The organism is Brunnivagina elsteri CCALA 953, from assembly GCF_002289455.1.
Taxonomy (GTDB): domain Bacteria; phylum Cyanobacteriota; class Cyanobacteriia; order Cyanobacteriales; family Nostocaceae; genus Brunnivagina; species Brunnivagina elsteri.
This window is the reverse complement of record NZ_NTFS01000282.1, coordinates 1-8,719: the sequence shown is the minus strand read 5'-3', so window position 1 is coordinate 8,719 and position 8,719 is coordinate 1. Positions and strand designations below refer to the sequence as shown.

Annotated in this window: 5 protein-coding genes and 1 pseudogene; 5 read left to right on the top strand and 1 reads right to left on the bottom strand. The window is 39.9% G+C overall.

Going from position 1 to position 8,719, the window contains the following annotated elements; all coding sequences use genetic code 11:
- Nucleotides 1–365: pseudogene (locus CK510_RS21075) on the top strand (hypothetical protein); the annotation flags it as partial.
- 571 nt (nt 366–936) lie between these two features.
- On the opposite strand, the gene CK510_RS21070 reads toward CK510_RS21075, so the two are convergent.
- Nucleotides 937–2,106 (bottom strand): DUF58 domain-containing protein, encoded by a 1,170-nt coding sequence (locus CK510_RS21070; protein ID WP_095723571.1) that lies wholly within the window; start codon nt 2,104–2,106, stop codon nt 937–939.
- 375 nt (nt 2,107–2,481) lie between these two features.
- Here CK510_RS21070 and CK510_RS21065 point away from each other — a divergent pair, with 375 nt between their 5' ends.
- The 4 genes from CK510_RS21065 to petE all read left to right on the top strand — a co-directional run bounded on the left by CK510_RS21065 (nt 2,482) and on the right by petE (nt 8,348).
- Nucleotides 2,482–3,741, top strand: a complete 1,260-nt coding sequence (locus CK510_RS21065; RefSeq protein WP_095723570.1) for a type IV pilus twitching motility protein PilT — start codon at nt 2,482–2,484, stop codon at nt 3,739–3,741.
- Between the two features lie 618 nt (nt 3,742–4,359).
- Nucleotides 4,360–5,634: a phosphoribosylamine--glycine ligase gene (gene purD / locus CK510_RS21060; protein WP_095723569.1), complete on the top strand. Its 1,275-nt coding sequence runs from the start codon at nt 4,360–4,362 to the stop codon at nt 5,632–5,634.
- A 256-nt stretch (nt 5,635–5,890) separates the two neighbouring features.
- Entirely contained in the window at nt 5,891–7,801 is a 1,911-nt protein-coding gene (gene nblS / locus CK510_RS21055; protein ID WP_095723568.1) for a two-component system sensor histidine kinase NblS, read from the top strand.
- A 127-nt stretch (nt 7,802–7,928) separates the two neighbouring features.
- Nucleotides 7,929–8,348, top strand: coding sequence for a plastocyanin (gene petE / locus CK510_RS21050; RefSeq protein ID WP_095723567.1), 420 nt, complete (start codon nt 7,929–7,931; stop codon nt 8,346–8,348).
- Nucleotides 8,349–8,719 lie beyond the last annotated feature (371 nt).

The window sequence follows — 8,719 nt, the reverse complement described above, 5'->3', positions numbered from 1 at the left end:
TATTTTTTGCAGATAGTATTTATTTGAAAAGTCCAGAAAGAATTGAAGCGCTAGGTATGATAATGGGTTTATGTTTATTAGTCTATACCTTGGCACAACGATTGATAAGAGCAGCATTATATGAGGCACAATTAACTATAAAAAATCAATTAGGAAAATCAATAGACAACCCGACATTAAAGTGGATATTTCAAGGTTTTCAAGCAATTCATCTTGTTACATTTAATCATCAAACGCGTGAATCTTGCCACCGGGGAGAATCCCCGTGGCAAAGTTCACAAGTTTCTAATTGGAGTCAAGATAGAGATTTTATTCTGAAGTTATTTCCTGAAGATTGTCATCGATATTATCAAGTAGTCACTTAATTATTCTAGAAATTATTTTTTATAATTATTTATTTCTACAATCAGATAGCTATTTTTTGATATTAATAGCTCTAAATAACCATGCCTAATTATATTCTTTTATATGCTTATTCATCAGTCAGTTCACTAATAAACACAAGTGAACATAGAAATTTGTCTATCGATTACAAAAGAAAACATATTTCCCCATTATTGCTACTTATTGAGAATCACTTATTTTTTTCAATCAAAGCACTTACCTGCTTTTTGATGTTTTTATTCGATAAAAAGTATTATTTTATTCTTGCTTGATAGATTTGTCTCAGTAATTAACGATTGTGACAGTTGGGGTGCGGAATGTGGGTTATAAACCTCTGTCTAATAATGAAAGTCCTCTTAAAGAGGACTAAGTTCAAATTCTAAATTTTTATAGGCTTTCTTTTGCCTTTTGCTTTTTTGTACTAACCTAATACCCAATTAAGGGAATACCAAGAAATAAATTGTCCCTAATTGTAGGGGCGGGATTACCCCGCCCTTACGAATGATACAATTGGTAATTATAGAATTGGAATATTTTATTTTCTGGAAGTCCCTAACTGAATGTTTTTTGTAGTTGGATTTGTAATTGTTCTTCTTGATTAATAATTAAACCTGGTGCGTCTTTGCTGATTATTTGTCGGGATTGGGATGATGCTGAGTTTTGCCACAATGCCCAACGACTGCCGTTTGGTAGGGAAGCAAGGGTAGTAGGATTTTCTGTTAACCAAATTAAGGGTAATTTTGGCACTTCGGTTGTAATTGCGTCTTCTAGGGGTGATGTTGCTGCTAAGGTTTCTAGGATGCGACGATTTTCACCTTTAACTAAACCTGTAGCAGCTGTCCAAAGTTGGACATTCATTTGCTGACGTTGTGCGTAAAAATATAGGGATGCTGCGGTAATTACTGCTTGCTCAAAGTTTTCTTCGTCCCATTGTGCAGCACTATCAAGCGCGATCGCAACATCTTCTCCACCTGTAATTGTCTCTAATTCCCGCACTCGTAATTCACCATAACGGGCACTTGTACGCCAATGTACCAAACGGATGGGGTCTCCTGTACGATACGGACGTAAGGAACGTATCAGCCCTTCTGTGGCTGCTCCATCGGGGTTTCCTTGGTAGTTGCTTCTCCTACTTTCGTCTTGTCCGATTTCATCGATGAGGGGACAACTTACTAGGGGTAAAATCTGTGGGTAGACTACCGCAGTCGCTTTACAGTTGCGATCGCGACGACTCCAAAATAAGCCGAATGGGGCACCACTTTTTAATTCGACTGTTTGCCAGCGATAAATTCCCCGATGCTGTGCTGAATAATAATATTCCCAGTGATAGTTGTTTTGGGGAGCAATTCTATCAATAGTTTGTTCGATGGGTTTGCTATCGAGTTTGTTTTTGAGCAGCAACGGTAATATATCTTCGATTTTTAATAAGCTGACGGTTTTCTGCGATGTGTTGGTAATTTTGAGTTCTACTCGCAAATCTTCCCCGACAGTGACTGGTTCGATCGAAGCGCGACTCACCGTTAATCCAGAGAGCGATCGCGATGGTAAAATGGCTGCAACCCCAAGAATGGCACAACTCAGTCCACTAATCACGTATAACCAGCCTGCCATTGTGTTTATTGCCGCTCCAAAAAAACAAATGGCTATTCCTGCTAATACCCAACCACTATATGCTGGGGCGCAAGCGCGTGTCTCAAGATAATTGATAATGGGTTTAATCATGATTAGTGGGAAATTAGGAATAGGGAATATTAGTAACAAATAATACTTGTTATAAACAATTATCTAATCCCACTGAGTCAAAAGCAAACAATTAAGCAGCAATTAACCGCTAAATAGCCAACAATCATTTTTTTAAGGAAAATTTAGCAATATCACTAATTTACAGCACCTTAGTAGTTTGATGAAATGACTGTAAAGATAAGTTCTCAGCTAAGTTGATTAACTAATATGGGTGTACATTATCAGTAGTAATCTCAGTAAGTTTACGGCTTGTTGGGAAATAGCAAACATTCTGATATCAGTTAAGTTACGGAGTGGTGTTGTTAAGACTTAATAAGCTAAATTCTAAATCAAATTGGCAAAAGGATCGCAGTCATGGACGAATCAGTTACGGTAACGGGGGAAAATTCAACGGAAAATTTCCAATTCTCAAAGTCTGCAACACGTAATCCTCCTCCTCCTTTACCCAGCAAACTGTTACCAATTCCGCTTGGGCAAATGCAAGCAAGAAGCGTAACTGTACAGCAAATGGTACGGGATGCTTACGAACAACAAGCATCGGATGTGCATATTCGTGTTGGGGAAGTGCCACGCTTTCGAGTGCGAGGGCAAATGGTGATTTATGGGAAGAATGAAATCATAACACCTCAAGTTTTTGAAGGATTTTTAATCGAAGTTCTCACATCGTCGCAACGACAACGTTTTGTAGAAACAAAAGAACTTGATACTGGTATTTTTTATCCGGGATTTTTGCGTTGTCGGGTAAATTGTTTTGAAACATTAACTGGTAGTGCGATGGTATTGCGTTTAATTACGCTGGAAGTACCTTCGATTGATGGTTTGCACTTACCTGCTGTTTTGAAAGATATTGTAACAAAAAGACAAGGTTTAATATTAGTTACTGGTCCTACGGGTTCGGGGAAATCGACGACATTAGCGGCAATGTTACGATTTTTGAATGAAACCGTACAAAAGCATATTGTGACGATTGAAGACCCGATAGAATACGTCCATACTTCACAAAAGTGTTTGATTAGTCAGCGAGAAGTGGGTTTACATACCAGTGAATATAGCGATGCATTACGTTCTGTGTTGCGCGAAGACCCTGATATCATTTTAATTGGGGAGATGCGCGATCGCATGTCGATTGATACTGCTCTCAAAGCTGCACAAACAGGTCATTTGGTTTTGGGTACGCTGCATACCAAGAATGCGATCGCGGTTGTTAATCGCTTGTTGAATATTTATAATCCGGATGAACAAGCGGCAATGCGGGTACAAATTGTAGATTCTTTGGTTGCAGTTATTGCCCAGCAGCTAATTCCGACAATTAATGCTAGACGAATAGCAGCAATGGAGATATTACTGAATACGACTGCAATGCAAGATTATTTGCTCAAAGGTGAGGAAATTGAAGCATTTCAATTAATGGAAGATAGTACCCATGAAGGTATGCAGGTAATGAACCAAGCATTATGCGATTTGATGTTAACTGGAAAGATTAAAATTGAAGAAGCTGTTAATGCATCTCCTGATGTCGGAGATTTACGAAGACGGGCACGTAATGACGGTTTTAATCCTTCCCATTCTACCAGAAGAGAGATGCAAGAAAATTTTAATTCTTTCCCCAGATAACTGTAGAGACGTTCCATCGGAACGTCTTTATTGTAATTAATATTTTATAATTAATTTATCTATCACAAATATTTTTTGATTTAGAATTCTCTTGATTTCGGTATACTATAAACTGCTTAAAATCTGACTAATATAGAACCCCTCTCCATAGAGCGTACCCCTCCGGGGAAGCGAGCTACGCGAAGCGTGTCGCTTGCGACTCAGCGCTACCTTTGGAAGTCACTCCGTGCCTACCCGCAGGGTACATCTCCCCGTTGGCGTAAGCCTCCGTTAGGCATAGCGGAGAGAGGCTTAAAAACTCAACTTTGCCATACTAAAAAAGTTAAGTTTCTAGCCGTTTTTAGTATAATTGGTCTTCGGAAACTTCCTTCAGTACAAATATTAATTGTAATTTCTTCAAGAAATGAGGGACACTGAAACTCTATATATTGAACTCCGCAAAATTCCCGACAAAAATTGGTGTAACATAAAAAATTGCCAGCAAGTCGAATCGAGAAAACACAAAGAGACTTGCCTGATACACAGGTTTGAGTTCGATAAGCAGAGCTTAATGTCAGAATCATATCGCACTCAATATAGTCAAATTAGGGAAACTTCAAACAGAGAACTCCAAATAAAGTGAAAGTTTTAGTTGTTGGTAATGGTGGACGCGAACATGCCCTAGCATGGAAGTTATTGCAATCTCAGCAAATTGAGCGAGTTTTTTGCACCCCTGGAAATGGGGGAACCGCAACACTGGAAAGATGCGAAAATCTCCCTGTGGCGGTTGATGATTTTGAAGGAATTGCTAAACTAGCTCAAAAAGAAAATATCTCTTTAGTAATTGTAGGACCAGAAGTCCCTCTATCTCAGGGTATTACTGATTACCTCCAAGCTCAAGGGTTAATGGTGTTTGGTCCCAATAAAATGGGGGCACAAATCGAGGCAAGTAAAGCCTGGGCAAAGGCTTTGATGCAAGAAGCAGGGATTCCAACTGCCAAAGCGGCTGTATTTACTGAGATTAAAGCAGCAAAATCTTACTTAAAATCCCAGGGTGTGCCGATTGTTGTCAAGGCTGATGGTTTGGCAGCTGGGAAAGGTGTAATAGTTGCTCAAACTATTGTAGAAGCTGAAGCTGCTTTAGATGCAATATTTGGCGGGCAATTTGGTAGCGCTGGAAATTTTGTGGTGATTGAGGAATTTTTGCTTGGGCAGGAGGTATCGGTTTTAGCCCTAACGGATGGTTTGACAATTCGTCCTTTGTTACCCGCACAAGACCACAAACGCATTGGGGAAGGCGATACAGGAGAAAATACAGGGGGAATGGGCGCATATGCACCCGCACCTGTGGCGACACCTGGGATGATGGCACGGCTACAAACGGAGGTATTGGAACCTGCGATCGCAGCTTTGAGGAAAAAGGGAATCGATTATCGAGGTGTACTGTACGCGGGATTGATGGTTGCACCAGATGGCGAATTTAAGGTTTTGGAGTTTAATTGTCGTTTTGGCGACCCGGAAACCCAAGTCATCTTACCATTGTTGGATACTCCTCTGGAAGAGTTGATTCTCGCTTGCGTGCAGCAGCGTTTAGGAGATATGCCACCCATAGCATGGAAGAATGGAGCATCTGCGACGGTTGTAGCGGCTTCTGGTGGCTACCCAGGGGATTATACGAATGGTAAGGTAATTACTGGGTTACAAGAGTCAGAAACCGCAGATACAAAGGTATTTCACGCAGGGACAAAGTTACAGGGATTGGAAGTTGTTAGCGATGGTGGAAGAGTTTTGAATGTGACTGCGATCGGCGAAGATTTTAAACAAGCACTCGATCGCGCTTATGCTGGAATTGCCAAGGTACAGTTTGAGGGGATGTATTATCGGCGAGATATTGGGTATAGAGTTTTAAGTTAGGGAAAACCAAGAAATAAATTCTTCACTATTGTAGGGGTAGGGTCTCCCCACCCTTACCCATGATAGGGTTGGGAAATATATGATTTGGAGATTTTATTTTCTGGAAATCCCTTAGGAGTTGGGAGTTAGGAATTGGGGATTGGGAGTAATTAGTATTTCCCCAAACGATTCCCTAATTTAGCAAATAAACTGTTACTTTTTTAGTTGTTAGGTGTACAAAAACTATTAACAACTAAATAAAAAAAATATATTTAATATGCTTGCTTTTTTTACTAGTATTCGAGAAGCGATCGCAACTTGGTGGTTACAGTTTACTCTCCAAACAAAGCTTTTGGCGGCTGCGACTCTCGTCGTATCTTTAGTGATGAGTGGGTTGACTTTTTGGGCTATCAATACCATTCAACAGGATGCAAGGCTCAATGATACCCGTTTTGGTCGCGATTTAGGGCTGTTACTGGCTGCAAATGTTTCTCCCCTGATTGGCGATAATAATTTGACTGAGGTTGCTCAATTTTCCCAAAGGTTCTACGGCAGTACTTCGAGTGTTCGCTACATGCTCTACGCTGATGAAACCGGAAAAATCTTTTTTGGTATCCCTTTTTGGGAACCGGAAGTGGAAAATTCCCTCACCATCCAACGACGGATCAAGTTACCGGATGACTATGCTGCTGATGTAGAAAAACCAATGGTGCGTCAGCATCAATCTCCCGATGGGGAAGTTACGGATGTATTTGTACCGCTCAAAGCTAATGGTAAATATCTGGGTGTTTTGGCAATTGGAATTAATCCCAACCAAGCGGCTGTTATTTCCACTAATTTTACCCGTGATGTCACCATCGCTGTTTTTATCACAATTTGGGTAATGGTGATTTTAGCTGGTGTCGTCAATGCTTTGACTATCACTAAACCAATTAAAGAGCTTTTGGTGGGTGTTCAAGAAATTGCCACGGGAAATTTTAAGCAACGTATAGATTTACCCCTTGGAGGGGAATTAGGTGAACTAATTTTCAGCTTTAATGATATGGCAGAACGGTTGGAAAGCTATGAAGAACAAAATATTGAGGAATTAACTTCCGAAAAAGCCAAACTCGAAACCCTTGTCTCCACAATTGCCGATGGTGCTGTATTAATTGATAACAATATGCAGGTGATTCTCGTTAATCCCACAGCAAGACGGATTTTTGGCTGGGAAAGTGATGAAGTAGTTGGTACAAATGTCCTGCACCAACTCCCAAATGCGGTACAAATGGAGATTACCCGTCCTCTCTACGAAATGGCAACAGGCGATCGCGAAAGTGCTGAGTTTCGCATCCCATTAGCACAACCCACAAAGCGGACTATACGTATCCTCCTAACTACGGTGATCAATTCGCAACGGGAAAGTATCCGAGGTATTGCCATTACAGTTCAGGATATTACTCGTGAGGTGGAACTTAATGAAGCTAAAAGCCAGTTCATTAGTAATATTTCCCATGAGTTACGGACTCCGTTATTTAATATTAAAACTTACATTGAGACTCTGCACGATTACGGCGATGATTTAGGAGCAGAACAACGCCAAGAATTTTTAGCTACAGTAAATAGTGAAACCGATCGCTTGACAAGGTTGGTTAATGATGTATTAGATTTATCGCGTTTGGAATCAGGACGAAGCTACAACCTAGATGGGATCGATTTAAGTCAAGCGATCGAACAAACCCTGAGAACTTACCAACTTAATGCTAGAGATAAAGGTGTTGAGCTATTTCAAGATGTGGAATCGAATTTACCATTAGTTATCGGCAATTATGATTTATTGCTGCAAGTATTCGGTAATTTACTCGGTAATGCCCTTAAATTTACCAAAGCTGGGGGTAAAGTCGCATTTCGTGCCTACCAAATTGCTGTCAAGTCTAATTTACCTAAACCAGTATCGGGAGTCAGGATAGAAATCTCTGATACCGGAATTGGAATTGCATCGGAAGATCAACAAGCAATTTTTGACCGTTTTTTCCGCGTCGAAAACCGCGTTCATACCCTAGAAGGTACGGGTTTAGGATTGTCTATTGTCCGAAATATTATCGACAAACACCACAGCGCAGTACATTTAGTTAGCGAAGTGGGTATTGGTACAACTTTTTGGTTTGATTTACCTGCGTTAGAAGAAGCTGTAGAAAGCAGAGGATAGGGGAGAATGAGTGGATAGTCTCTACCAAATTTTAAAATTATTTTTTATCTATGACACATTGTCATATTTGGTCAAAATTGTATTTAAAATAGAGAAGAGCAAATAAATTGACTTCTCAGGAAAAACCATGAAATCTATCGCAATAAATCTACGACGCTTGAGTTTGACTGCATTGGCAATGTTTTTAGTTGTCAGCAGCTTCTTTGTTTTCATACCTAGTGCTTTGGCTGAAACTTATACAATCAAGCTGGGGAGTGATAAAGGGATGCTCGCATTTGAACCTGCGAAAGTCACGATTAAAGCTGGTGACACTATCAAGTGGGTAAATAATAAAGTACCTCCCCATAATGTCGTCTTTGATGGAGTAAAAAATGCTGCTAAAAGCGCTGATTTCGCAAAAGCATTGTCACACAAGCAATTGATGATGAACCCTGGACAAGCTCAGGAAACCACCTTCCCCGCAGATACAGTTGCTGGTGAATATACTTTCTACTGTGAACCCCATCGTGGTGCTGGTATGGTTGGTAAAATTATCGTTGAAGGTTAGGTTAATTGCTTTTATTCGCAGAAGCAATAATACAATCAACCTTACCCATCGTCAAATAATGTTAGGGAAATAACAAAAAATAAAGCTAGATTTGCAGACTGGTTAAATTACATTAAAAACTGGCAAAATCTAAAGTGCGATATGCCGAACGCATTAAGCTTTGCTTATCACAAGTTTGTCCCTGGTGAAAGTGGTCTAAGTATTTACCGACATCAAGGATAAACTTGTAATTGTTAAATCTTTATTAATTATTCTGACATTGTTGCTAGATGAATACTTTCTACAAAGCCTTACTGTAACCATAGAATAGTGAGAGTAAACATTATTTTGAAGTTGCGGACGCTTTTTGGCGAGGAGAATCTCTATTGAAT

What these genes read in the sequence shown, in the direction of transcription:
- nblS (WP_095723568.1), top strand. Translation starts at nt 5,891, where the DNA reads ATGCTTGCTTTTTTTACTAGTATTCGAGAAGCGATCGCAACTTGGTGG.
- petE (WP_095723567.1), top strand. Translation starts at nt 7,929, where the DNA reads ATGAAATCTATCGCAATAAATCTACGACGCTTGAGTTTGACTGCATTG.
- CK510_RS21070 (WP_095723571.1), bottom strand. Translation starts at nt 2,106, where the DNA reads ATGATTAAACCCATTATCAATTATCTTGAGACACGCGCTTGCGCCCCA.
- CK510_RS21065 (WP_095723570.1), top strand. Translation starts at nt 2,482, where the DNA reads ATGGACGAATCAGTTACGGTAACGGGGGAAAATTCAACGGAAAATTTC.